This is a genomic window from Aequorivita antarctica, from assembly GCF_007997155.1.
Taxonomy (GTDB): domain Bacteria; phylum Bacteroidota; class Bacteroidia; order Flavobacteriales; family Flavobacteriaceae; genus Aequorivita; species Aequorivita antarctica.
In genome coordinates this window covers 260,225-282,760 of record NZ_VORT01000003.1, presented here as the reverse complement: position 1 = coordinate 282,760, position 22,536 = coordinate 260,225, and the positions used below count along the sequence as shown (strand labels likewise).

Annotated in this window: 22 protein-coding genes; 12 read left to right on the top strand and 10 right to left on the bottom strand. The window is 37.3% G+C overall.

The window, feature by feature from the left end; translation table 11 throughout:
* Together ESU54_RS05915 and ESU54_RS05910 are read right to left on the bottom strand one after the other, a co-directional pair.
* Positions 1–381 (bottom strand): DUF2255 family protein, encoded by a 381-nt coding sequence (locus tag ESU54_RS05915; RefSeq protein ID WP_111843369.1) that lies wholly within the window; start codon positions 379–381, stop codon positions 1–3.
* Between the two features lie 8 nt (positions 382–389).
* A complete protein-coding gene (locus tag ESU54_RS05910; protein ID WP_111843370.1) occupies positions 390–1,160 on the bottom strand; it encodes an exodeoxyribonuclease III in 771 nt (256 codons plus the stop codon).
* Between the two features lie 145 nt (positions 1,161–1,305).
* Here ESU54_RS05910 and ESU54_RS05905 point away from each other — a divergent pair, with 145 nt between their 5' ends.
* Positions 1,306–4,770: a hypothetical protein gene (locus ESU54_RS05905; RefSeq protein ID WP_111843371.1), complete on the top strand. Its 3,465-nt coding sequence runs from the start codon at positions 1,306–1,308 to the stop codon at positions 4,768–4,770.
* Positions 4,771–4,807: 37 nt separating this feature from the next.
* A complete protein-coding gene (locus ESU54_RS05900) occupies positions 4,808–5,194 on the top strand; it encodes a hypothetical protein (protein ID WP_111843372.1) in 387 nt (128 codons plus the stop codon).
* A gap of 47 nt (positions 5,195–5,241) precedes the next feature.
* On the opposite strand, the gene ESU54_RS05895 is transcribed toward ESU54_RS05900, so the two are convergent.
* Positions 5,242–6,780: a glycine--tRNA ligase gene (locus ESU54_RS05895; protein ID WP_111843620.1), complete on the bottom strand. Its 1,539-nt coding sequence runs from the start codon at positions 6,778–6,780 to the stop codon at positions 5,242–5,244.
* A 130-nt stretch (positions 6,781–6,910) separates the two neighbouring features.
* Complete coding sequence (locus ESU54_RS05890; protein WP_111843373.1) at positions 6,911–7,798, bottom strand: hypothetical protein; 888 nt, start codon at positions 7,796–7,798, stop codon at positions 6,911–6,913.
* A gap of 83 nt (positions 7,799–7,881) precedes the next feature.
* Between ESU54_RS05890 and ESU54_RS05885 the strand changes: the two genes are divergently transcribed.
* Together ESU54_RS05885 and ESU54_RS05880 are read left to right on the top strand one after the other, a co-directional pair.
* Entirely contained in the window at positions 7,882–8,544 is a 663-nt protein-coding gene (locus ESU54_RS05885; protein ID WP_111843374.1) for a ComF family protein, read from the top strand.
* Between the two features lie 82 nt (positions 8,545–8,626).
* Positions 8,627–10,231: an Ig-like domain-containing protein gene (locus ESU54_RS05880; RefSeq protein ID WP_146743961.1), complete on the top strand. Its 1,605-nt coding sequence runs from the start codon at positions 8,627–8,629 to the stop codon at positions 10,229–10,231.
* On the opposite strand, the gene ESU54_RS05875 is transcribed toward ESU54_RS05880, so the two are convergent.
* The 6 genes from ESU54_RS05875 to ahcY form a co-directional block, all read right to left on the bottom strand.
* Positions 10,218–10,997 carry an amidohydrolase gene (locus ESU54_RS05875; RefSeq protein WP_111843376.1) on the bottom strand — a complete coding sequence of 260 codons (780 nt, stop codon included), beginning with the start codon at positions 10,995–10,997 and terminating at the stop codon, positions 10,218–10,220. The genes ESU54_RS05880 and ESU54_RS05875 overlap by 14 nt on opposite strands.
* A 21-nt stretch (positions 10,998–11,018) precedes the next feature.
* Positions 11,019–11,495 (bottom strand): ankyrin repeat domain-containing protein, encoded by a 477-nt coding sequence (locus ESU54_RS05870; protein ID WP_111843377.1) that lies wholly within the window; start codon positions 11,493–11,495, stop codon positions 11,019–11,021.
* Positions 11,496–11,568: 73 nt separating this feature from the next.
* Entirely contained in the window at positions 11,569–13,848 is a 2,280-nt protein-coding gene (katG, locus tag ESU54_RS05865; protein ID WP_111843378.1) for a catalase/peroxidase HPI, read from the bottom strand.
* Between the two features lie 135 nt (positions 13,849–13,983).
* Positions 13,984–15,126 (bottom strand): methionine aminotransferase, encoded by a 1,143-nt coding sequence (locus ESU54_RS05860; protein ID WP_111843379.1) that lies wholly within the window; start codon positions 15,124–15,126, stop codon positions 13,984–13,986.
* Positions 15,119–15,592, bottom strand: a complete 474-nt coding sequence (locus ESU54_RS05855; protein ID WP_200830093.1) for a very short patch repair endonuclease — start codon at positions 15,590–15,592, stop codon at positions 15,119–15,121. Before ESU54_RS05855 ends, ESU54_RS05860 begins: the two co-directional genes overlap by 8 nt.
* Positions 15,593–15,710: 118 nt before the next feature.
* Entirely contained in the window at positions 15,711–17,027 is a 1,317-nt protein-coding gene (gene ahcY / locus ESU54_RS05850; RefSeq protein ID WP_111843380.1) for an adenosylhomocysteinase, read from the bottom strand.
* 94 nt (positions 17,028–17,121) lie between these two features.
* Here ahcY and ESU54_RS05845 point away from each other — a divergent pair, with 94 nt between their 5' ends.
* The 8 genes from ESU54_RS05845 to ESU54_RS05810 all read left to right on the top strand — a co-directional run bounded on the left by ESU54_RS05845 (position 17,122) and on the right by ESU54_RS05810 (position 22,416).
* Positions 17,122–17,760, top strand: a complete 639-nt coding sequence (locus ESU54_RS05845; RefSeq protein WP_111843381.1) for a 4'-phosphopantetheinyl transferase family protein — start codon at positions 17,122–17,124, stop codon at positions 17,758–17,760.
* Positions 17,761–18,465: a geranylgeranylglyceryl/heptaprenylglyceryl phosphate synthase gene (locus ESU54_RS05840; RefSeq protein ID WP_111843382.1), complete on the top strand. Its 705-nt coding sequence runs from the start codon at positions 17,761–17,763 to the stop codon at positions 18,463–18,465.
* Positions 18,466–18,471: 6 nt separating this feature from the next.
* Positions 18,472–18,732, top strand: a complete 261-nt coding sequence (locus tag ESU54_RS05835; protein ID WP_111843383.1) for a thiamine-binding protein — start codon at positions 18,472–18,474, stop codon at positions 18,730–18,732.
* Entirely contained in the window at positions 18,716–19,354 is a 639-nt protein-coding gene (gene pnuC, locus ESU54_RS05830; RefSeq protein WP_111843384.1) for a nicotinamide riboside transporter PnuC, read from the top strand. Before ESU54_RS05835 ends, pnuC begins: the two co-directional genes overlap by 17 nt.
* Complete coding sequence (locus ESU54_RS05825; protein ID WP_111843385.1) at positions 19,351–19,884, top strand: AAA family ATPase; 534 nt, start codon at positions 19,351–19,353, stop codon at positions 19,882–19,884. The genes pnuC and ESU54_RS05825 overlap by 4 nt, the downstream gene beginning before the upstream one ends.
* 1 nt (position 19,885) lies before the next feature.
* A complete protein-coding gene (locus ESU54_RS05820; RefSeq protein ID WP_111843386.1) occupies positions 19,886–21,412 on the top strand; it encodes a DUF4301 family protein in 1,527 nt (508 codons plus the stop codon).
* A complete protein-coding gene (gene arfB / locus ESU54_RS05815; RefSeq protein WP_111843387.1) occupies positions 21,409–21,813 on the top strand; it encodes an alternative ribosome rescue aminoacyl-tRNA hydrolase ArfB in 405 nt (134 codons plus the stop codon). The genes ESU54_RS05820 and arfB overlap by 4 nt, the downstream gene beginning before the upstream one ends.
* Positions 21,814–22,026: 213 nt before the next feature.
* The gene (locus tag ESU54_RS05810) at positions 22,027–22,416 is read left to right on the top strand and encodes a hypothetical protein (RefSeq protein WP_111843388.1); all 390 of its coding nucleotides are present in this window, start codon (positions 22,027–22,029) and stop codon (positions 22,414–22,416) included.
* Positions 22,417–22,536: the final 120 nt, after the last annotated feature.

Here is a 22,536-nt window from a genome sequence, read left to right as displayed (position 1 = left end):
TTATTTTTTTTCAGAATAAAAAAACTCCATAGTGTAGTTTAAATATTCTGGCTGTGTAATGCCTTCTGAATAAAAAATATTTTCTTTTTGATTATATCTTTCTATGTAAGCTTGGTTAATTTCTTTTTGAATTTGTGCTGTTGCCCCAAGTTTTTTTCCTTTCACATTAATGATTTTTTTACCATATTTCAATTGCCCAACACCTGTTTCAAGAAATGCTGTAAACCAACTTCGGGCGCTTTTGTTCCAACTTCTCGCAAAAACACGATTATTAACTGAAACCACCCAAATTTCCAAGAAAGTTTTTCTTTCGGATCCACCTTTTATTTCGGTGTAATTATAATTTTTTAAGTGAGAATAAAAATCTTCAGGAAAACCCATATTTAAAATTAAGAATGAAACTCCAATTCCACTAAATGCGGGCAATGGTCGCTGTGCATCGCCTCAGGCAATATCACTGCACGTTTCAGGTTCTTTTGTAGCGGTTCAGAAACCAAATTATAATCTATTCGCCAACCCTTATTGTTATTCCGAGCGTTGGCACGGTAACTCCACCAGGTATAATTGTTTGGTTCTTTGTTGAAATGACGGAAGCTATCTATAAAACCACTCTTCATAAAACCATCCAGCCATTCTCTTTCCACAGGTAAAAACCCAGAAACATTTTTATTCCGAACAGGATCGTGAATATCGATAGCTTCGTGACAAATATTGTAATCGCCACAAATCACTAAATTCGGGATCTCCTTTTTCAAATCATCAATATATCTTTGAAAATCTGCCATGTAGGTGAACTTGTGTTCCAAACGGTCAATATTTGTACCACTAGGCAAATAGAGGCTCATTACGGAAACATCGTCAAAATCCACACGGATATTTCTTCCTTCGGCATCCATATATTCAATGCCAGTGCCGTATGCTATGTGGTTCGGTTTTATTTTTGAAAAAATAGCGACGCCACTGTATCCTTTTTTTACTGCACTATACCAATAATGATATGGATAACCTGCTTTTTCAATTGCTTCAACTTCCACTTGGTCAAAATTGGCTTTTGTTTCCTGAATACAAATAACATCTGGATTTGCGGCTTGTAGCCATTCAAGAAAACCTTTGCGCATTGCGGCGCGTATTCCGTTTACGTTGTATGAGATTATTTTCAAAATAAAATTTTTTTCTCCGCAGAGTTACACAGAGGGTTTATGCTGCTAAAGTAAATAAGATTGTATTTTTACCCTAAATAATTCCAAAAAGGTTATCAAAAAATAACCGACAAAATAAAAACCCAAGTGTTTAGTTTTATAGTTGATGAAGTTATACCTGTTTGTTTTTTTCTTTTTTATTTTGGCCGCTGGCTATGGGCAGGATATTTCTTCAAATTATAAAGAGAAAAAAGTTGCTTTAAGAGATACCGTGGTTTTAGATAGCGCAGGTATCAATCCAAAGCGGTTCGTTATTCTCGATAAAGATGGAAATTCGCCGAATCCTTTCAGCTATCGAATTGATTTCAAAAAAGGGATCATTTTTTTTTCCGAAGAATTGCGACTGCAACAGGATTCTCTTACTATTCAATATTTACAGTACCCAGATTTTTTAAGGAGGGATTATTTCGCCCTCGATCCAAAAATTATTGTTGAAAATACCGGGCAAATAGACAAGCTCTATTCGCTAGACGAAAGCACGAATAAAAAAGTTTTCACCCCTTTTGACGGGCTGAACACCTCGGGAAGCATTTCGCGCGGCATTACCATTGGAAACAATCAAAACGCAGTAGTAAACAGTGAATTGGATCTTCAGATTACAGGAAAACTGAGCGAGACCGTTTCAATCCGAGCTTCCATCCAAGATGCCAATATTCCCACACAGGAAGGTGGTTATTCGCAAAGTTTAAATGAATTTGATCAGATTTTTATAGAACTTTTTGGAGAAAACTGGAACATACGCGCGGGTGATGTTGACCTTCAAAACAACAATAGCTATTTCGGGAGGTTTACCAAAAAAGTACAGGGAATCTCGCTTGGCGGAACTTTTAATAATGAAGATGGGTCAAAAATATCGGCCTTTGCTGCCGGTGCATTGGTGCGTGGCGTGTTTTCTAAAAGTGAATTTATTGGACAGGAAGGAAATCAAGGCCCTTATAAATTGGTTGGTCCCAACGGCGAACTTTATATTTTGGTAGTTTCTGGAAGCGAACGTGTGTATGTGAATGGTTTGCTTTTGAAACGTGGCGAAAATGAAGATTACGTAATCGATTATAACGCGGGTGAAATAAAATTCAATCCAACCTACCCCATAACCAGTACTATGCGTATTTCGGTGGAATATCAATATACAGACAGGAGTTATACCCGTTTTATTGGTTACGGTGGCGGAAATTATACCAGCGAAAATCTGGATTTGGGCGTGTACATCTATTCTGAAAACGATGCCAAAAACCAACCGTTGCAACAAAACCTTTCCGAAGAACAGGTTGCCATTTTGAAGGCTGCTGGTGATAATAAAGAGTTGATGACCGCACCTTCGGCAGTGCCGGATACCTATTCCGAAAACAAAATTCTTTACAAAAAGGAAATTATAAACGGCGAAGAGGTTTTCGTGTTTTCAAGTAATCCTGATGATGAACTTTTCAGTGTGCGGTTTTCGCTTGTGGGTAATAATAATGGCGATTATGTGATTAGTGACAACAACGCCATCAGCCGTATTTTTGAATATGTAGCTCCGGTGAATGGTGTGCCACAAGGAAATTACGACCCCGTTATAAGGTTAAATGCTCCTGTAAAATTGCAGGTTGGTGGTTTAAACGGAAGTTTCCATCCTTCGGAAAAAACGCGGATTGATTTTGAAGTTGCAGGTAGTCAAAATGACCTTAACCTCTTTAGTGATATTGACGATGGTAACAACGATGGATTTGCGGGAAGATTAGCCTTCAAACAGCGTCTTTTAACTACGGCAGATACGCTGAAAGTTGATGCCTTTGGCTCGTTGGATTTTGTTCAAAAAGATTTCCGGACCATTGAAAGGCTTTATAATATTGAATTCAACAGAGATTGGAACCTCATTAATCCTATGGGGAACCAAAGTTTTATGATTTCCGGCGTTGAGGTTTCGCACCCAAAAATTGGCGGTGGCCGTTATGAATTCCAAAATTTAAATTACTCTGAAAATTTCAACGGCACGAGGCACGTAATTGCTTCGGATTTAAAGCTGAAAAAGTTGCGATTTTTTACCTATGGAAGTTTTCTTGATAGCAAGGCCGATTCCATTTCATCTAATTTTATCAGACTAAATAACACCACGACATATTCTTTTGAAAAATCTTGGGTGGGCGGAAAAGTAGCTATGGAGAACAACCAAATAAAGGATGTTTCGCGCGACAGCATTTCGCCTATAAGTCAAAAATTTAGTGCCTTTGAAGTGTTTTCAGGCATTGGCGACAGTACAAAAGTTTTTGTGGAAGCTGGGTATCAATTTCGCGTAAATGATAGTGTACGGAACAATTTACTTCAAAAAGTGAATTCATCAAACACATATTATTTAAAATCAAAGCTTATAAATACAGAAAACACGCAGCTTTCGGCATTTGCGAATTACAGAACCTTAAAATATGAACCAAAGCTCGGCACTGGTTTTGATCCAAACGATTCGCTGCCAATAACTATTGATAAGCGCGAAACGGAGCGTTCGCTAAACTCGCGAATTATATACAATCAATCGTTGTTTGATGGCGGGGTTCGCTGGAATACTACTTTGGAATCTAATAACGGGGTGATTCCACAGCAGGAATTCACTTATGTGAAAACAGAACCGGGACAAGGTGTTTACACTTGGATAGATTATAATAACAATGGAATTCAAGAATTGGAAGAATTTGAAGTAGCGCAGTTTCAGGATCAAGCTGAGTACATTCGTATTTTACTTCCGAATCAAATATTTTTGAAAATTCGGCAGAATAAGTTCAGTCAGATTCTTACGCTGAACCCTCAAAATTGGTCAAATAAAGAAGGTTTCAAAAAGTTGCTATCACATTTTTACAACCAGAGCTCGTACGTTTTGGATCGGAAAGTAAAGCGAAAAGATGATGGTTTTAATATAAATCCTTTTGAGGATGGTGGCGACGACCAATTGGGGTTGACGCTGAATTTTAGGAATGCTTTATTTTTTAATCGTGGGAAGCAAAATTATACTACCAGTTATACTTTTATTTCTACTTCAAGCGATAATCTGCTTGCGGTAGGTTTACAGCGAAATAAACTGGAAAGCCATCAACTCAATTTTAACCATAAATTTTGGGAGAGTTGGTTGTTTAATATAAAGGGCGCAATGGGTAATAATGAAAGCCTATCAGAGAATTTTGCGAATAGAAACTATCGTTTGGATTCGTATGATTTCAATCCAAAAATTTCATATCTGTTCAGCCAGCAGGCACGTTTTGATGTTTTTTATGAATTTGCAAACCAAGAAAACCAATTGGGTGAAATGGAGTTATTGAATCAGCAAACGGTTGGTTTTTCCTTTGCTTACACAAATGCCGAAAAGATTTCGCTCAATGGCGAATTCAATTATATAGACAATAAATTTGAAGGAAGTCCTTTTTCGCCAGTGGCGTATCAAATGTTGGAAGGACTACAGCCGGGAACCAACTTTACGTGGCGGTTGCTTTTTCAAAAGCGAATAACTAAATATTTAGATGCTAATCTTTCCTATTTTGGGAGAAAAAGCGAAACCACAAAAACGGTGCATACGGGAAGTATTCAGTTACGGGCATATTTTTAATTTTTGTACCTTCATAAATAATTTAAACTAAGACAAAATGTTTTTAAAAACAGGACTTGCAATTTTTTCGACATTAATTCTTTCTTGTGGCACTACAGAAAAGCAAACCCAAACTACGTCCACTTCTGAAACAACCACCACGGAAACTACCACAAATACGGAAACTGTGGATTCATTAAAAATGCTGGCTGCTGGCTATTTGCTGGGGACCATTGTATATTCTGACAAAGAAGGCGACTGTCCTTATACCATACAGATGCCAGGCGATAAAATGGAATTTTACTATTTGGATCCTATAAATTTGGAAGAAGCCTACAAAATAGACGGGCAAAAAGTATGGATAAAATTCAACGGATTACGAAGAATGAACCGTTGTGATAAAGCAACTCCCGCAGAATTAGTCGACATAAAAAGAGGAGAATAAATTAATATTCTCCTCTTTCAAAATATAGAATTAACCACTTAAAAGATTTATTCGGAAAGCCAGTTTTTGTATGAAATGGTTTCCTTCATTTTTTCTGAAATTTCTTCAATCTTAATACGTTCCTGCTCCATTGTATCTCTATGACGGATTGTCACGGTATTGTCTTCAATAGTTTGATGGTCTACAGTGATGCAGAAAGGTGTTCCCACTGCATCTTGGCGACGGTAACGTCTTCCCACTGCATCTTTTTCGTCATAAATTACGTTGTAATCCCATTGCAGATCGTCAATTATTTTTTGTGCTATTTCAGGCAGGCCGTCTCTTTTGATCAAAGGAAGAACAGCTGCTTTTATAGGGGCTAAAATTGCCGGTAGTTTTAGAACGGTTCGCACGCTACCATCTTCCAAAGTTTCATCTTGAAGCGAATTGCTTAAAACGGCAAGGAACATCCTGTCTAAACCTATTGAAGTTTCAACCACATAGGGTACGTAGTTTTCATTCAATTCTGGATCAAAGAACTGTAATTTTTTTCCTGAGAATTTTTCGTGTGCTTTTAAATCGAAATCGGTTCTGGAATGAATTCCTTCCAATTCCTTGAAACCGAAAGGAAAGTTAAATTCAATATCTGTCGCTGCATTTGCGTAATGCGCCATTTTTTCGTGGTCGTGAAAACGGTAGTTTTCTTCTCCCATTCCCAAAGAAAGGTGCCATTTTAAACGGGTTTCTTTCCAGTATTCGTACCATTTCAGTTCTTCACCAGGGCGAACAAAGAATTGCATCTCCATCTGTTCAAACTCACGCATACGGAAAATGAACTGTCGCGCCACTATTTCGTTACGGAAAGCTTTCCCTGTTTGTGCGATTCCGAAAGGAATTTTCATCCTTCCACTTTTTTGGACATTCAAAAAGTTCACAAAAATACCTTGGGCAGTTTCTGGACGTAGGTAAAGGTCCATAGCACTTTCTGCCGAAGCACCCAATTTAGTTCCAAACATAAGGTTGAACTGTCGCACTTCAGTCCAATTTTTTGAACCCGTTTCCGGATCGGCAATTCCAAGCTCTTCAATTAAGGCTTTCACGTCTGCCAAATCTTCTTTTTCGAGCGAGCGAGCCATTCTTTCCAAAACGGTACGTTGTTCTTCAAGATATTTTACAACACGTGGATTGGTCGATACAAATTGTTCTTCATCAAAACTATCGCCAAAACGGCCTTTTGCTTTTTCAATTTCCTTTTGCGCTTTTTGATAAAGTTTTTCAGCATAGTCTTCAATCAATACATCTGCGCGATAACGTTTTTTGGAATCTTTGTTGTCTATCAACGGATCATTGAAGGCATCAACGTGGCCGGAAGCCTTCCAAGTTGTGGGGTGCATTAAAATTGCAGAGTCTATGCCTACAATATTTTGGTGCATATAGACCATGCTGCGCCACCAATATTCGCGAATGTTTTTCTTAAGTTCTACACCATTTTGTGCATAATCGTAAACAGCACTAAGGCCATCGTAGATTTCGCTTGATGCAAAAACATATCCGTACTCCTTTGCGTGGGAGACTACTTTTTTAAATTGATCTTCGTTATTTGCCATAGGGCAAAAATAGGAAAGTCCCCCCAACCCCCGAAGGCGGAGTGTGTTTTTTTTTAAAAGAAAAACCATTGCATTTGTTGCAATGGTTTTTCAATATATTTTTAAATTTCCCCCATTGGGGCTAGCTGGCCTACTTCAACTCCAAAGTGGTAGTTGAAATTAGGCTTGGGCCATCAAAAAGGTTGATAGTATATCTACCTTCCACAAGATCAGATTCAGAGGCATTTACCAAAACACATACATCCAGTTCATCATTTTCATAAAAAACGTTTGTTGAAGCACTGTAGTTAAGGTTTTTGCTGTCAAATTGTTTCACAGTGTCGTCACCCATCATTTTATTTTTTGGGTTAATAACCTGTACATAAAGAATCCTGTCACCTTTTTGGGCGATAGCATTTGGAGCTAGCGTAAAGCAAGCTCTAATTTTATCGGCACGACTTGCGCGTTTTGTATCAACAACCTTTCCATTGCTTCTAATAATAACGGCTTCTCCACGTAAATCTGTAGCTTTAACTACGGAACCTTTTTTAATGGTTTCAGTCATTGCCATATTTTCTTGGCTTACCGAATCAACAACCATTCGTGTGTTTGATAACTCTGTTGAAGTACTGTCGCGTTCTATAGCAAGCTGTTTGTTGGCGGCTATCAAACTGTCTGCGCGTTTAAAAAGCATTACACGTTCTTGTTTAAGCCTGCCCACTTCGGCTTTATATCTTTCAATCAATCCAATGTTGGCCTTAGCATCTTTTACAGAGTCCAAAAGAACCGTAATTCTTTCTCGGGCTGCAAGCAAATCTTTATCTTTAAGCTCGTTATCCTTGATTACTTCGTCATAATTAGCAATTAAGCCTTCCAATTCCTGCTCGATATCAGCTTTTTGCGTTTCAAGATTTGAAATCGTAGATTTATTGTCGTTAAACAATGTTACGGTATAAACCGCTAATGCAATAAGCAAAACCGAAAGAACCCCGATAAGGATCTTAAATTTGCCACTATTGTTTTCGTTTTCAGTACTCATAATTAATAAGTTAAGTTTAGTCGGTAAATGTAGGCAGGTAATTCTTTAACATATGTTTACAAAATGGTAAAAATTCTTAAAGTATGTTAAATCTTCTTTTTCCTAAAGTCTGTATAGGTTGTAAAGAGCTGCTATATAAGGGAGAAGAGGTGCTTTGTTTGGAATGTATTCATTCACTTCCTGTAGCTTCTTTTCACAAAACGGGAAGTGAAATGTTGAAGGATAAGTTCTATGGGAGATTTTTGGTAAAAAATGCAACGGCGCTTGTTTACTTTCAGAAAAGGGGATTGACACAGGAATTGCTGCATAATTTAAAATATCGAGGGAAAAAGGAAATAAGTTCTTTCTTTGGGAAATGGATGGGTGCTGAATTGGCTGAAATCAATCAATATAGAGAAATAGAAATGGTAATCCCTGTTCCTTTGCACAAACAAAAGCTTAAAAAGCGTGGCTTTAACCAAGTGGAAGGATTCGGAAAGGAAATTGCCTTGGCTTTAAATGTTCCCTATAGGGATGATATTTTGATTAAAATCTCTAAAACCGGATCGCAAGTTTTTAAAACGAGGGTACTCCGTTTTGAGGCCGAAGAATTATTCTACACTCAAAATCTGGGTGAAATAAAAAATAAACATGTTTTGTTGGTGGATGATATTATTACCACGGGCGCCACACTTGAAAAATGCGCGCTACAACTGCTTAAAGGCGAAAACGTAAATATCAGCATTGCTACAATTGCAACAAGCTAAAGTAATTTGGAAATAGTAATTGGTTATTGTTTATTTTTGGAAGCTTAAATTCAACGCCCAAGTAATTTTTTAAAAATACTCCGTGAAACACCGCCTACTTTATATACCCATCGCATTTCTATTTATGCTTTCTTTTGTGGATTGCGCAAAAAAAGGAACGCCTTCTGGTGGCCCACGGGATACCATTCCGCCCATAATTGTAAAAAGTAGTCCCGAAAACTACAGTACAAATTTTACAGGAGACGAAATTGAAATCCGTTTTGACGAGTATATTAAGCTGAAAGATTTAAATAAGGAGCTCATCATTTCACCACCGATGAAATATACGCCCATTATCACGCCGCTCAGCACTTCAAAAACACTGAAAATAAAATTGTTAGACACTTTAAAACCGAACACAACCTATTCTTTCAACTTTGGAAAGAGTATTGTGGACAATAATGAAGGAAACCAGTTTGAGTATTTTAAATATATTTTTTCCACAGGAAGTTATATCGATAGCTTAAAATTATCGGGAAAAGTGAAGGATGCACAACTCATTTCACCAGAAATTCCTACAACCGTAATGCTTTATGAAGCCAACGAAACTTTTAATGATTCATTGGTTTATTCAGAAAAGCCAACTTATATAACCGTTACAAAAGACAGTACGGGCACTTTTGAACTTACTAATTTAAAAGAGGGGAACTATTTGTTGCTCGCGTTGAAAGAAAAAAATAACGACTACACTTTTCAGCCGAAAAATGATAAAATTGGGTTTGTAAAAGAGCTGGTTTCCGTGCCAACGGATTCTGCTTATTCATTGACTCTTTTTAAGGAAATGCCAGATTACAAACTTGCGAGGCCGAGTCAATTGGGTAAAAACCATATTGTTTTTGGCTATGAGGGCCATGTGGATAGTTTGAATGTTGAAATAATTTCCGAAGTACCACAAGATTATATTTCTAGAACTTTTAAAGACGAAAAGAAAGACACGCTTCACTACTGGTTCAAACCTGCCATTGAAACAGACTCCCTGATTTTTAAGGTTGCGAGTGGAAATATAATTGACACAGTTACAGTTCGGATGCGTGAACTTTATAAAGATTCACTGAACATTTCGGCAGTAAAAACAGGAGTGCTCAAATTGAAGGACACTTTTAAATTGCGCGCCAACACTCCTTTGGTTTCTATTGACGCTGAAAAATTTAAGGTAATGGCGAAAGATTCGTCCATGGTTGAAGCTACAATAAGAGTAAACAAGAAATACAATTGGGCCGAAGTGTTTTTTCCAAAGCAGGAAGATCAAAGCTATGCTATAGAACTGCTGCCTGGAGCAATTACAGATTTTTTTGAAAAAACCAACGATACGCTTCATTTTAGCGTAAACACACGTCTTACTTCAGATTATGGGACACTGAATCTTACATTAATAAATGTGAATCGTTTTCCTGTTATAGTTCAAATGTTGGATAGTAAGTACAACGTTATTGCTGAAGAATATTTATCTGAAAACAAAACTGTTTTTTTCGACGAACTTTCTCCCGATAAATATTTCGTAAGAATTATTTACGACGACAACCAAAACGGTAGCTGGGATACGGGAAGTTTCTTAAACCGAATGGAAACCGAAAAAATAATTTATTACCCCAAACAAATTGAAGTACGCTCCAACTGGAGTTTGAATGAGACTTTTACGTTAAAGTAAAGGCGTCGCGATCTTTCAAAAATTGAAGGTGTTTTCTGTTATTTTCAATGTGTTTCTTTTCCAAAATTACTGTTTCAGTAAATTCTTTTTCAAAAGAAGTTATAGACATTTGTTTGCCTAAAACATCATAAACCGTGGAATGGCCTATATATTCGTGGTCATTTCCGTCCAAACCTATTCGGTTTACGCCAATGCAGTAGGCCATATTTTCAATAGCACGGGCTCGAAGCAAAGTGTCCCAAGCTACAATACGCGTTTTTGGCCAATTGGCAACATAAATCAACACATCATAATCTTCGGTATTCCTTGCCCAAACTGGAAAACGCAGGTCATAACAAACCAGCGGACAAAGTTTCCAACCTTTGTAATCCACGATCAATCGTTTGGTTCCGGCTTTATAAGTTTCGTTTTCTTTTGCTAAAGTGAAGGTGTGTTTTTTGTCATATTTTTTATAATTGCCATCGGGAAAAATAAAAAAAAGGCGGTTGTAATAGTTACCGTTTTCAGAAATAATCACGCTTCCAGTTATTGCGCAATTTTTTTTCTGTGCCTCGGAAACCATCCAATTTAAAGTTTCTCCATCATTTGGTTCAGCAAGTTTTTCGGCATTCATTGAAAATCCAGTTGAAAACATTTCGGGAAGAATAATTAAATCTGTTTCACCTTCAATATTTTGAATTTTCTCAGAAAACATTGCCCGATTTGCTTCGGCATTCTCCCAATGCAACTCACTTTGAATGATTGTTATTTTAAGTCTTTCGTTCAAACCCTTTCTTTTTTTTAATATCTATTCTTTTTTCTTTTCAAGCAATTCCGCCATTTCCCGTATTCCCTGCATTTTTGCGTGATCTGCAGCAGTCAATCCTCTATCGTCTTTTATAGAAGTGTTAGCCCCTTTTTCCATAAGCATCCACGCTATTCCTTTTCTTCCAAAAGTGGTAGCAAATATTAAAGCTGTAGTTCCATTGAAATTTGTAATATTTGGATTGGCGTCGTTTTGCAACAGTAGTTTTGCAATATGTTCAAAGCCTTTAAAACAAACCCCCATCAAAGCAGTGTTTCCTGAAACATCTTGCTCGTTAATGTTTTGTGGATATTTCAAAATAATTTCTGAAATATCGTATAAGCCATAATAGGTTGCGAGCAACAAAGGCGTCGAGCCACGTGCATCCTTCGTGGAAACCAGTTCAGGATTATTTTTCAAAAGTCTTTCAACTTCCGACAAATTTTCCTCTCTTATGGCAATAAAAAGTTGTTCCTTCATTCGTTATAAAAGTAAAAAAACAGAGTCACATAAATTGCAACTCTGTTTGATTTATAAAATAAGTACATTTAGATTATTTTAAATCGAAACGATCTAAATTCATCACTTTGCTCCATGCTGCAACAAAGTCATTAACAAATTTCTCTTTGGAATCTTCGCAGGCATAAACTTCAGCAATTGCCCGAAGCTCTGAGTTGGAACCGAAAATTAAGTCAGCTCTTGTGCCCGTCCATTTGAAAGTATCCGTAGCGCGATGACGTCCTTCAAAAACTCGATCGTCATTCCCGATGGCTTTCCAAGTAGTTCCCAAATCGAGAAGATTTACAAAGAAATCATTAGTTAATGCATCAGTCTTGTCAGTAAATACACCGTGATCCGAACCATCAAAGTTAGTTTTTAAAACGCGCATTCCGCCAACCAATACCGTCATTTCGGGAACTGTTAGCGTGAGTAGTTGCGATTTGTCCACCAACAATTCTTCAAAAGAAGCATGTTGTTCTGACTTCAAATAATTTCTGAAACCATCTGCTGCAGGCTCAAGATGTTTAAATGAATCTACATCTGTCTGTTCTTGAGATGCGTCGCCTCTTCCTGGTGTGAATGGAACACTTATGTTTTGTCCTGCATTATTAGCAGCTTTTTCAATAGCTGCGCTTCCGCCAAGAACAATCAAATCTGCTATTGAAACTCTTTTGTTGCCACTTTGATTATTGTTGAAATCTGTTTGAATTTCCTCAAGTTTACCCAAAACTTTTGATAATTGTACTGGATTGTTCACTTCCCAGTTTTTTTGTGGTTCTAAGCGAATTCTAGCTCCATTGGCACCTCCGCGCATATCAGATCCACGGAATGTTGAGGCTGAAGCCCAAGCTGTGGAAACTAATTCAGAAACTGATACCCCAGAATTAAGGATTTTTCCTTTTAATGAAGCTATATCTTTATCATCGATTAAAGTGTGGTTAACAGCGGGAATTGGATCTTGCCAAAGCAATTCTTCTTGAGGAATCTCTGGACCCAAATAGCGGGAAACAGGACCCATATCGCGGTGTATTAATTTATACCAAGCCCGTGCGAATGCATCTTCAAATTCCGCTGGATTTTCTCGAAAATGTTTTGATATTTTTAAATACTCAGGATCTTTTTTAAGAGCGATATCTGCTGTTGACATCATTAAATCCTGTGTTTTGGATGCATCGTGTGCCATTGGAGCTTTGCGTGCATTTGAAGCCGCTGTTGGTTTCCATTGGTGTGCACCGGCAGGACTTTTGGTCAATTCCCAATCGTAATCTAGCAACACTTTGAAATAATCATGATCCCATCTGTTTGGAACTGGTGTCCATGCACCTTCCAAGCCACTGGTTATGGTATCGTCACCAAAACCTGATTTGTAACTATTAATCCAACCTTTACTTTGGTGTTCAATCCCAGCTCCCGCAGGTTCGGAATCTACATATTTTTCTGCATCACCCGCTCCGTGCGCTTTTCCAAAGGTATGTCCGCCAGCAATTAGCGCTACAGTTTCGTAATCATCCATCGCCATTCGGCCAAAAGTTTCGCGGATATCGTGTGCAGAACCTAGTGGATCAGGCACTCCGTTTGGTCCTTCCGGATTTACGTAAATTAATCCCATATGTGCCGCCGCCAATGGTTTTTCAAGATGCCCTTCTTCATATCTTTTGTCATTACCGAGCCATTGTGTTTCAGAACCCCAGTAAACATCTTGTTCTGGTTCCCAAACATCTTCTCGTCCTGCGCCAAAACCAAAAGTTTTGAAGCCCATAGATTCCAAGGCACAATTTCCTGTAAGAAGCAATAAATCTGCCCAGGAAATTTTTTTGCCGTATTTCTGTTTTATGGGCCAAAGCAATAAGCGCGCTTTGTCTAAGTTTCCGTTATCTGGCCAACTATTTAAAGGTGCAAAGCGTTGGTTGGCTGTATTTCCACCACCACGACCGTCCGTAACTCTATACGTTCCCGCACTGTGCCATGCCATTCTTATAAACAATCCACCGTAATGACCATAATCTGCAGGCCACCAATCTTGGGAATTGGTCATTAATTTTACGAGGTCTTGCTTTAACGCATTGTAATCAAGTTTTTCGAATTCTTTTTTATAGTCAAAATCATTTCCCATTGGATCTGACTTGGAGCTTTGTTGGCGAAGCACGTTCAATCGTAGACTATTTGGCCACCAATCGCCGTTAGTAGTTCCGCCTCCGGCAACTTGGTGCTGTATATTCCCAAAATATGGACATTTTGCTGCTGAGTCGTCATCATTTATTTCCCAGGCGTCACTAGTATTTCCGCTAGGATTTCCATTTTCATGATAGTTTTTTTCGTTATCGTTTTCCATAATTTGAGATTTTAAGAGGTGTGTTCACGAAAATACGACTTTATAAAACCTTTTTAAACCAAAATTCAATCGGATGTTTTAATCTTTGAATCGATAAAACTTATTGTTCTTGATCATATCTATAGATTTTAAGAATCAAAATTGTTTCAAAATATGTGCAGCTTGCGCTAAAGTTTCATCGGTTTTGGCAAAACACACTCTTATTTGTTTGAAATCTTTTTTTCCTTCATTAAAAACCGATGTAGGTATTGTTGCAATCTTAAATTCTTTCGTAAGCCTTTCTGAAAAGGCGATATCACTTTCGTTTGAAATTTCTGAAAAATCAAGCATTTGGAAATATGTTCCCTTCGAAGGAATAATCTTGAAATTGGAGCCTTCCATTAAATGCAGAAAAAAGTCACGCTTTTGCTGATAAAAATCTGAAAGTTTTAGATAGTGGTGGGAATCTTTCAAATATGTTGCTAAAGCCTTTTGAATAGGATGGTTTACACAGAAAACCACAAATTGATGTACTTTTTGGAACTCTTTCATCAATCTTTCCGGAGCGGCGCAATAACCTATCTTCCAACCGGTATTGTGAAATGTTTTTCCAAAGGAAGCTGTTATAAAACTTCGCTTCGCCAAGGCTTCAAATTTTGATGCACTTTGATGCACATTTCCATCAAAAATAATGTGTTCGTAAACTTCATCGCTCAAAACCAATAAATCATTTTTTTCGGCCAAATCCTGCAATTGAAGCATATCTTTTTCAGAAAGAAGCATTCCGCTAGGGTTGTGCGGACTGTTGATGATTATCATTTTTGTTTTTGAAGAAATTTTATCAGCAACTTCCTGCCAATCCACTGAGTAAAAAGGTGGTTTTAATTGAACAGGAATTATTTTTCCGCCGAACAATTCCACCGTGGGCGCATAACAATCGTAGGCTGGAGTGAAAATAATAACTTCATCACCTTTGCTTATAGTTGCCGCAATAATTGTAAAAATAGCCTGCGTTGCTCCAGCCGTTATTGTGATTTCGGTGTCGGGATTGTAGAAATGATTATGAAGGTATTCAATTTTTTTTGAAATTTCCATGCGCAGCTCAAAATCCCCTTGCATAGGAGCGTATTGGTTAAAACCATCATTCATCGCTTGGTCAACCAAAGCGTTTAAAACTGGGTCACTGGGAAAATTTGGAAAGCCTTGCGAAAGGTTTAAGGCATTATGATCTACTGCCATTTTGCTCATTGTTGAAAAGATAGAGGTTGGGATGTTCGGGAGTTTGGAATTCTTAATCATTTTGTCCTGTGTTTATGTAAACTAATACATCGTTGATGCATTTGTCTAGGTTGTTCTTTATTTCGTTGGTCCAAAACCGGAAAATCGTGAACCCCATTTCTTCTAAATGTCTGTTCACTTCGCGGTCGCGCTGCATATTTCGTTCAATTTTCGGAATCCAAAAACCTCTATTGGCTTTTAAAGTTTCTTTCCGTTCTGGCCAATTGTAGCCGTGCCAGAATTCGCCATCAATAAAAACTACAAGTTTGTATTTTTGGATGGAAACATCGGGTTTTCCGGGAAGTCTTTTGCTATCAACACTATAACGAATCCCTTTTTTCCAAAGTGCTCTTCTGAAAAGTAATTCGCTCTTGGTGTTCTTACCACGAATTTTGCTCATCATTTTAGAGCGCTTTTTTGTGGTGTAGAAGCCAGATTCTTCTTTGAATCGTGGGACTTTTATTTTTTCTTCTTCATAAATCATCATTCAATTAAAATAAGAATAATCTTTGTTTTGTAAAAGTTAAATATTTTCCATAAAAAAACCCTCACATCGCTGCAAGGGTTTCAATTTTAAAAAATCGTAAATCTACAATCGTTAATCATTAGTACCTGTAATACTCTGGCTTAAATGGTCCTTCAACAGTAACACCAATATAATCGGCTTGTTCCTTTGTAAGTTCCGTAAGTTCCACCCCAATTTTTTCAAGGTGAAGTTTTGCCACTTTTTCATCTAAATGCTTTGGAAGCATATATACTTCTCTTTCATAGTTTTCACCGTTTTTCCAAAGCTCTATCTGTGCCAATGTTTGGTTGGTGAAAGAGTTGCTCATTACAAAACTTGGGTGACCCGTAGCACAACCTAGGTTTACCAAACGGCCTTCAGCCAAAAGAATAATGTCTTTTCCATTAATAGTGTATTTGTCAACTTGTGGTTTAATTTCCACTTTTGAATTTCCGTGGGTTTTGTTCAACCAAGAAACTGCAATTTCATTGTCAAAATGCCCAATATTACAAACAATGGTCTTATCCTTCATCGCTTCAAAATGCTCAGGACGGATAATATCTTTATTTCCCGTAGTAGTGATAACGATATCTGCTGTTTTTATAACCGTTTCCAGTTTTTTCACTTCAAAACCGTCCATTGCAGCTTGCAAAGCACAAATTGGGTCAATTTCCGTAACGGTAACGATACTTCCTGCACCTTTAAAAGAAGCGGCAGTTCCTTTACCCACATCGCCATATCCGCAAACTACTACGCGTTTTCCGGCAAGCATAATGTCAGTCGCACGACGGATTGCATCCACAGCGCTTTCGCGACAACCGTATTTATTGTCAAATTTACTTTTGGTTACACTATCGTTGATATTGATTGCTGGCATTGGTAAAGTTCCTTTTTTCACACGCTCGTATAGACGGTGAACACCAGTAGTTGTTTCTTCAGAAATTCCTTTTACGCCAGCTGCAAGCTCTGGATATTTGTCCAAAACCATATTTGTTAAATCACCACCATCATCAAGAATCATGTTCAACGGTTTGCGATCTTCGCCAAAGAAAAGCGTTTGCTCAATACACCAGTCAAATTCTTCTTCGTTCATACCTTTCCATGCGTAAACAGGAAATCCAGCAGCAGCAATTGCAGCTGCAGCATGGTCTTGGGTAGAGAAAATGTTACATGAACTCCAAGTAACTTCAGCACCTAATGCTTTTAAAGTTTCAATCAGTACTGCAGTTTGAATGGTCATGTGAAGACATCCAGCAATACGTGCACCCTTCAAAGGCTGCTCGTTTCCGTATTCTTCACGCAAGCTCATAAGCCCTGGCATTTCAGCTTCTGCAAGCTCAATTTCTTTTCTTCCCCAGTCGGCAAGGGTAATATCTTTTACTTTAAACGCCGTGTAAGGCACAGTTTTCGTTGACATATTTGTTATATTTATACCCTCGAAAGCGGGTATTTGTTAAAAATTAATTTCTGTTTTTCAGTCTGCAAAACTACAAAATATACTTTAAAAGTTTATGCCACTTTACAAAACTATAACAGTTAATCCAACCACTAAAGTCTTCATTTGGAAGATTGAAGAATCTTTTGAAACGCTTTCGGATGGTATAGATCTCACAAAAAATTGTTCAAACCGAGTCGTTAATATGAAAAGTGATCTGCATCGTCGAGGCTTTATGAGCATTCGGCATCTGATGGCTTTGGAAGGATATTCAGATCACGATTTGTATTATGACGAAAACGGAAAGCCCCATTTAACGGGCGATAAGCATATTTCAATTACGCATTCCTTCAATTTTTCGGCAATAATTATTAGTGATTTTGAAGTGGGAATTGACATCGAAATGCAACGAAGCAAAATCCTCAGAATAGCCCATAAATTCACCCCTATCGAGGAATACCGAACCATAGCCAATGAAGATGCAATGATGCGCAAACTCACCATTGTTTGGTGCGGCAAAGAATCACTTTATAAAAGTTTTGCAGAAAAAGGAGTTAGTTTTTTGGAGAATATTTATGTTGAAGAATTTATGCTTGATGATTATAAAACCACTGCCACAGTTACCTATGAAGATAAAACCCAAAAATATAATGTAGATTTTTTGGAGTTTGAAGGTTTTACTTGCGCCTACGCCCTTATTTCTGAAAAGCAATAAATGGAAGAATCGTTTTACAGATCTTTTCTGGAATCGGTAGCCGAAAAGGAGAAGCAACTTGCCATTTTGATTGATCCCGATAAGTTTGTTATTTCAGAAATAAAATCATTTTTGAATAAAACTCCTAAGAAAACTACCCATCTTTTTGTAGGCGGAAGCTCTGTTGCACATGGCAAAACCGAAGAAACTGTAAAAGCACTAAAAGCTGAAACGAAACTTCCAATATTTCTTTTTCCGGGAGACTATTCACAGATTACATCATTTGCGGACGCACTTTTGTTTTTGACATTGCTTTCTGGAAGAAACGCTGAATATTTAGTAGGCCAGCAAATAAAATCAATTTCAAAACTGAAAAATTCAAATTTGGAAATCATTTCTACTGGCTATATTTTGATAGATGGCGGGAACGATTCGGCAGTCTCAAAAGTGACCAAGACGGAACCTCTTTCACAGAAAAATATTGAAGTCATTGTGCATACTGCTTTAGCAGGACAATTTATGGGGGCTAAACTTATTTATTTAGAAGCTGGCAGCGGTGCCAAGTTTCCTGTTAAAACCGAAATCATTTCCGAAGTAAAAAAGACTATCAACATTCCTTTAATCGTTGGTGGAGGAATAAAAACCGAATCACAAAAACAAGCTGCTTACAATGCTGGGGCAGATATGGTTGTAATGGGAACAGTATTTGAAGATTTAAAAACGTAAAACAATATGAAAATTTCAGTAGAACTTACTTTAACACCTTTACAGGATGATTATGAACCCGCAATCATCAATTTCATAAAAAGTCTTCGAAATTCTGGGCTTACAGTTTTGGAAAATCCACTCAGCACACAGGTTTATGGCGATTATGACGAAGTTATGAACCTGCTTCAAAAGGAAATGAAAATTGCTTTGGAGGCCTTGGAAAGAGGATTGCTGTATATAAAAATTGTAAAATCAGACCGCAGCGATTATGAGCCCCATTTTTGATTGGTTTTTTGCACAGTATGCTGAAGTTCCCACACATTTAATTGTGCTGGAATTGATTGGAGTATTCTTTGGTTTTTTGAGTGTTTGGTTCAGTAAACAAGATAATATACTGGTCTATCCCACCGGAATTATTAGCACGGCAATTTTTGTATACATCTTAGCTATTTATGGGCTTTTAGGCGATATGATGATAAATGCCTATTACTTCGCAATGAGTATTTATGGCTGGTATATTTGGACCCGAAAAGTGGACGACACACATTATACTCCTATTACAAAAGCTACAAAATCAGAGAATAAAAAGTCAATTTATATTTTTATTGGGACGTTGGTTTTCGTGTTTGCTGTTTATAAATATTTCGATAAATGGAACAATTGGACTGCTTACGTTGACACAGTTACCACAGCAATTTTCTTTGTTGGAATGTGGCTTATGGCGAAAAAGAAACTCGAAAACTGGATCTATTGGATTATTGGTGATATCATTTCCGTGCCGCTATACCTTTATAAAGGACTCGTTTTTACTTCGTTTCAATACCTTTTATTCACTATTATTGCCATTTACGGATACCGCGCGTGGAAGAAAAATCTCGACATACCCGAAACCAGCCTACTGAATTGATAAAAGTAGTTTTATACGGTCCCGAATCTACGGGAAAAACTACTTTGGCTAAACAATTGGCGAAACATTACAACACACTTTGGGTACCCGAATTTATGCGTGAATACCTTCAGAAAAAGTGGAATTCAAAAAAAGAATTGGTATCTAAAGAAGATTTAATTCCCATCGCCAAAGGCCAACTGAAAATTGAAAACGAAATTTCCCAACATATTGAAAATCTGTTGATTTGCGATACAAACTTGCTTGAACTGAAAGTGTATTCCGAGTATTATTACGATGGATTTTGCCCTTTGGAAATAAAAAACGAAGCAACCCAAGACAATTATAGCATCTATCTTTTAACCTATGTTGATACTCCTTGGGAGCAGGATATATTGCGTGACCGCCCAAACAATCGCAAAGAAATGTTTCGTATTTTCGAGGCCGAATTGAAAAAACAGAATTTCCCCTATCAAGTTTTAAAGGGAAAGGAAAAAGAAAGATTTGAAAACGCCGTCAGAATTATTGACGCATTGCTGAAGAAGAATTAAAATGTTTACAGAAAAAAACATACAACAAATACAGAATCACGGTCTTTCCGAAGCTGAAATTGAAAGGCAACTTGCCATTTTCAGAAACGGAATTCTCTACGCCAATGTAGTTGAGCCGGCTTCGGTCAATAACGGAATTGAAGTTTTTTCGGAAAAGGAGCAACAGCGTTTAGCCAATCTTTTTGAAGCTGAAAAAGACAATCTCGAGTTGCTGAAATTTGTTCCGGCTTCTGGTGCAGCAACACGAATGTTCAAGTTTTTGCACCAATTTTTGGAAAATTTCAAGCCTGAAAACGATGCTATTGATGTTTTTCTTCAAAAGGAAGAAAACAAAAATTTAAAAATCTTCTTCGACTCAATGAGCAATTTTGCTTTTTCGACTTTGGTGAAAGGCAAGTTGGAAGAAAAATATCCCGATCTTGAAAATTTCGAAAAAGGGAAAAGATATTATTTGTTCATTCAGGAAATGCTGGAGGAAACGGGTTTAAATTTCAATAACACACCAAAAGGACTTGTTCCTTTTCACAAATACGGTGAAAATTATGTTACCGCTTTTGGCGAACAATTGTATGAAGCCGCTTTTTACGCAGCTACGTACGACACGGCAAATCTGCATTTTACAGTTTCCGAAGGCCACGAGAAAAAATTTAAAAAGCGTTTTGATGAAGTAAAACACATTGTTGAAGAGAAAACAGAAGTTCGCTTTAAAATTTCGTATTCCTTTCAGAAAAAAGAAACAGATACAGTTGCAGTAACGCCTGAAAATGATTTGTTTTTAGATGAAAAAGGCGATTTGCTTTTCCGTCCGTCGGGCCACGGAGCACTGCTAGAAAACCTGAACGATGTGGATGCGGATATCATTTTCATTAAAAATATAGACAATGTGGTTTCGGAAAATTATGTAGAAACCGTTGCTTATCAAAAAAAAGTGCTTGCAGGAAAATTGATTTCACTACAGAAGAAAATTTTCAGATTCATTGAAAAACTTAACGCTGAAAATCCTTCCGAAGAATTACTTAATGAAATTGAGTCTTTTATTTCCGAAGCACTGAATATAAAAAACATTCCTATTGGTAAGGATAAACTATTAAAAGTTCTGGAACGCCCCATTCGCATTTGTGGTGTGGTAGAAAATACGGGTGCTCCCGGCGGAGGGCCATTTCTTATAAAAGACAAAAACGGAAACCTTTCCTATCAAATCGTAGAAATGTCGCAAATAGACAGCAATAACCCACAACAGAAACAATTGGTTGAAAAAGCGACGCATTTCAATCCAGTTGATTTAATCTGTGGCGTTCGCAATTACAAAGGTGAAAAATTTAATCTATTGAAATTTTCTGATCCAGATGCAGGTTTCATTTCGAAAAAATCGTATCACGGAAAATCAATAAAAGCATTGGAACTCCCTGGCCTTTGGAATGGTGCTATGGCAAATTGGAACACTGTTTTTGTAGAAGTCCCGCTTATCACCTTCAATCCCGTAAAGACCGTAAATGACCTTTTGAACGAAGTACACCAACCCAAATGAATACTGAAGTTTTAATTTCTGAACTCAACTTTAAAGCCATTCGCAGCAGTGGTCCGGGTGGGCAGCACGTGAACAAAACAGCTTCAAAAGTTGAGGTTTCTTTTGATTTGGAAAACTCAGAAGCGCTTTCAGAAACTGAAAAAGAAAGACTTCGCAACAAGCTTGCTTTAAAAATTTCATCTGAAGGAATTATTATCCTACAATGTGGCGAAACCCGAAGCCAGCATCGTAATAAAGGCATTGTTATTGAAAGATTGGTTGCATTACTTCAGCAAAACCTAAAAGTTGCAAAACCTCGTAAAAAAACAAAACCTTCAAAAGGTGCGATTGAAAGACGTTTAAAATCCAAAAAAGAACACGCATTTAAAAAATCCAACCGCAAACCTCCCAAAATTGAATAGTGTTTATACACAAAACGTATAATTTTTACACAACTGTTCTTTTCTTTATACACTTTTCTTAGAATTCAAAATAATTTAAAATTCAATAAACAACTGTTTTTCAGTTATTTATTAGTTTTTTCTATTGCCTTTTTTCTATGGCACTACTTTTTCTATATATCAAGCAACAAACAAACTTAGAAACGAATAAATAATTTTTTAAAAACAAAAACAATGAAAAAGTTAATTTTAAGTACAGCAATCGTATTAGGAGGTTTAACCGCAGTAACTGCACAAACCGATAAAGAACCAACTGCAATGAACGAGCAAAAACAAACTGCCGTTGAAGCGCAAGTTGAAACCAGAATTGAAGCCGCACAGGATGCCGAAACTGCTATTGTTGCTGCTCCAGTACAAGACTATAAGGAAGTGAAAGCTTCTGAGGTTCCACAAGCCGTCCAAGACGCCGTAGCTAAAGATTTTAGTGGTGCTACTATCTCTAAGGCTTATGTGAATGCCAATGGAGAATACAAAATCCAACTTGCCACTGCAGACAAAAAAGCTGCAACAGTATATGCAAACGCAAAAGGCGAGTGGATTAAAAATGATATGAAGAAGCAGTAAACTGCAGGTATTTTAGATTCAATACTTCTGAGAAAGGCGTCCAATTTTTGGACGCCTTTTTTTTATGATAAATTTAAAGTTTGCCCAGCCATATACTCACTATTTTTACGTTCTTAGAAA

Coding starts and splice junctions, on each gene's coding strand:
- ESU54_RS05915 (WP_111843369.1), bottom strand. CDS start 381: ATGGGTTTTCCTGAAGATTTTTATTCTCACTTAAAAAATTATAATTAC.
- ESU54_RS05905 (WP_111843371.1), top strand. CDS start 1,306: ATGAAGTTATACCTGTTTGTTTTTTTCTTTTTTATTTTGGCCGCTGGC.
- ESU54_RS05900 (WP_111843372.1), top strand. CDS start 4,808: ATGTTTTTAAAAACAGGACTTGCAATTTTTTCGACATTAATTCTTTCT.
- ESU54_RS05895 (WP_111843620.1), bottom strand. CDS start 6,780: ATGGCAAATAACGAAGATCAATTTAAAAAAGTAGTCTCCCACGCAAAG.
- ESU54_RS05890 (WP_111843373.1), bottom strand. CDS start 7,798: ATGAGTACTGAAAACGAAAACAATAGTGGCAAATTTAAGATCCTTATC.
- ESU54_RS05885 (WP_111843374.1), top strand. CDS start 7,882: ATGTTAAATCTTCTTTTTCCTAAAGTCTGTATAGGTTGTAAAGAGCTG.
- ESU54_RS05870 (WP_111843377.1), bottom strand. CDS start 11,495: ATGAAGGAACAACTTTTTATTGCCATAAGAGAGGAAAATTTGTCGGAA.
- katG (WP_111843378.1), bottom strand. CDS start 13,848: ATGGAAAACGATAACGAAAAAAACTATCATGAAAATGGAAATCCTAGC.
- ESU54_RS05860 (WP_111843379.1), bottom strand. CDS start 15,126: ATGATTAAGAATTCCAAACTCCCGAACATCCCAACCTCTATCTTTTCA.
- ESU54_RS05855 (WP_200830093.1), bottom strand. CDS start 15,592: ATGATGATTTATGAAGAAGAAAAAATAAAAGTCCCACGATTCAAAGAA.
- ahcY (WP_111843380.1), bottom strand. CDS start 17,027: ATGTCAACGAAAACTGTGCCTTACACGGCGTTTAAAGTAAAAGATATT.
- ESU54_RS05845 (WP_111843381.1), top strand. CDS start 17,122: ATGCCACTTTACAAAACTATAACAGTTAATCCAACCACTAAAGTCTTC.
- ESU54_RS05840 (WP_111843382.1), top strand. CDS start 17,761: ATGGAAGAATCGTTTTACAGATCTTTTCTGGAATCGGTAGCCGAAAAG.
- ESU54_RS05835 (WP_111843383.1), top strand. CDS start 18,472: ATGAAAATTTCAGTAGAACTTACTTTAACACCTTTACAGGATGATTAT.
- pnuC (WP_111843384.1), top strand. CDS start 18,716: ATGAGCCCCATTTTTGATTGGTTTTTTGCACAGTATGCTGAAGTTCCC.
- ESU54_RS05820 (WP_111843386.1), top strand. CDS start 19,886: ATGTTTACAGAAAAAAACATACAACAAATACAGAATCACGGTCTTTCC.
- arfB (WP_111843387.1), top strand. CDS start 21,409: ATGAATACTGAAGTTTTAATTTCTGAACTCAACTTTAAAGCCATTCGC.
- ESU54_RS05810 (WP_111843388.1), top strand. CDS start 22,027: ATGAAAAAGTTAATTTTAAGTACAGCAATCGTATTAGGAGGTTTAACC.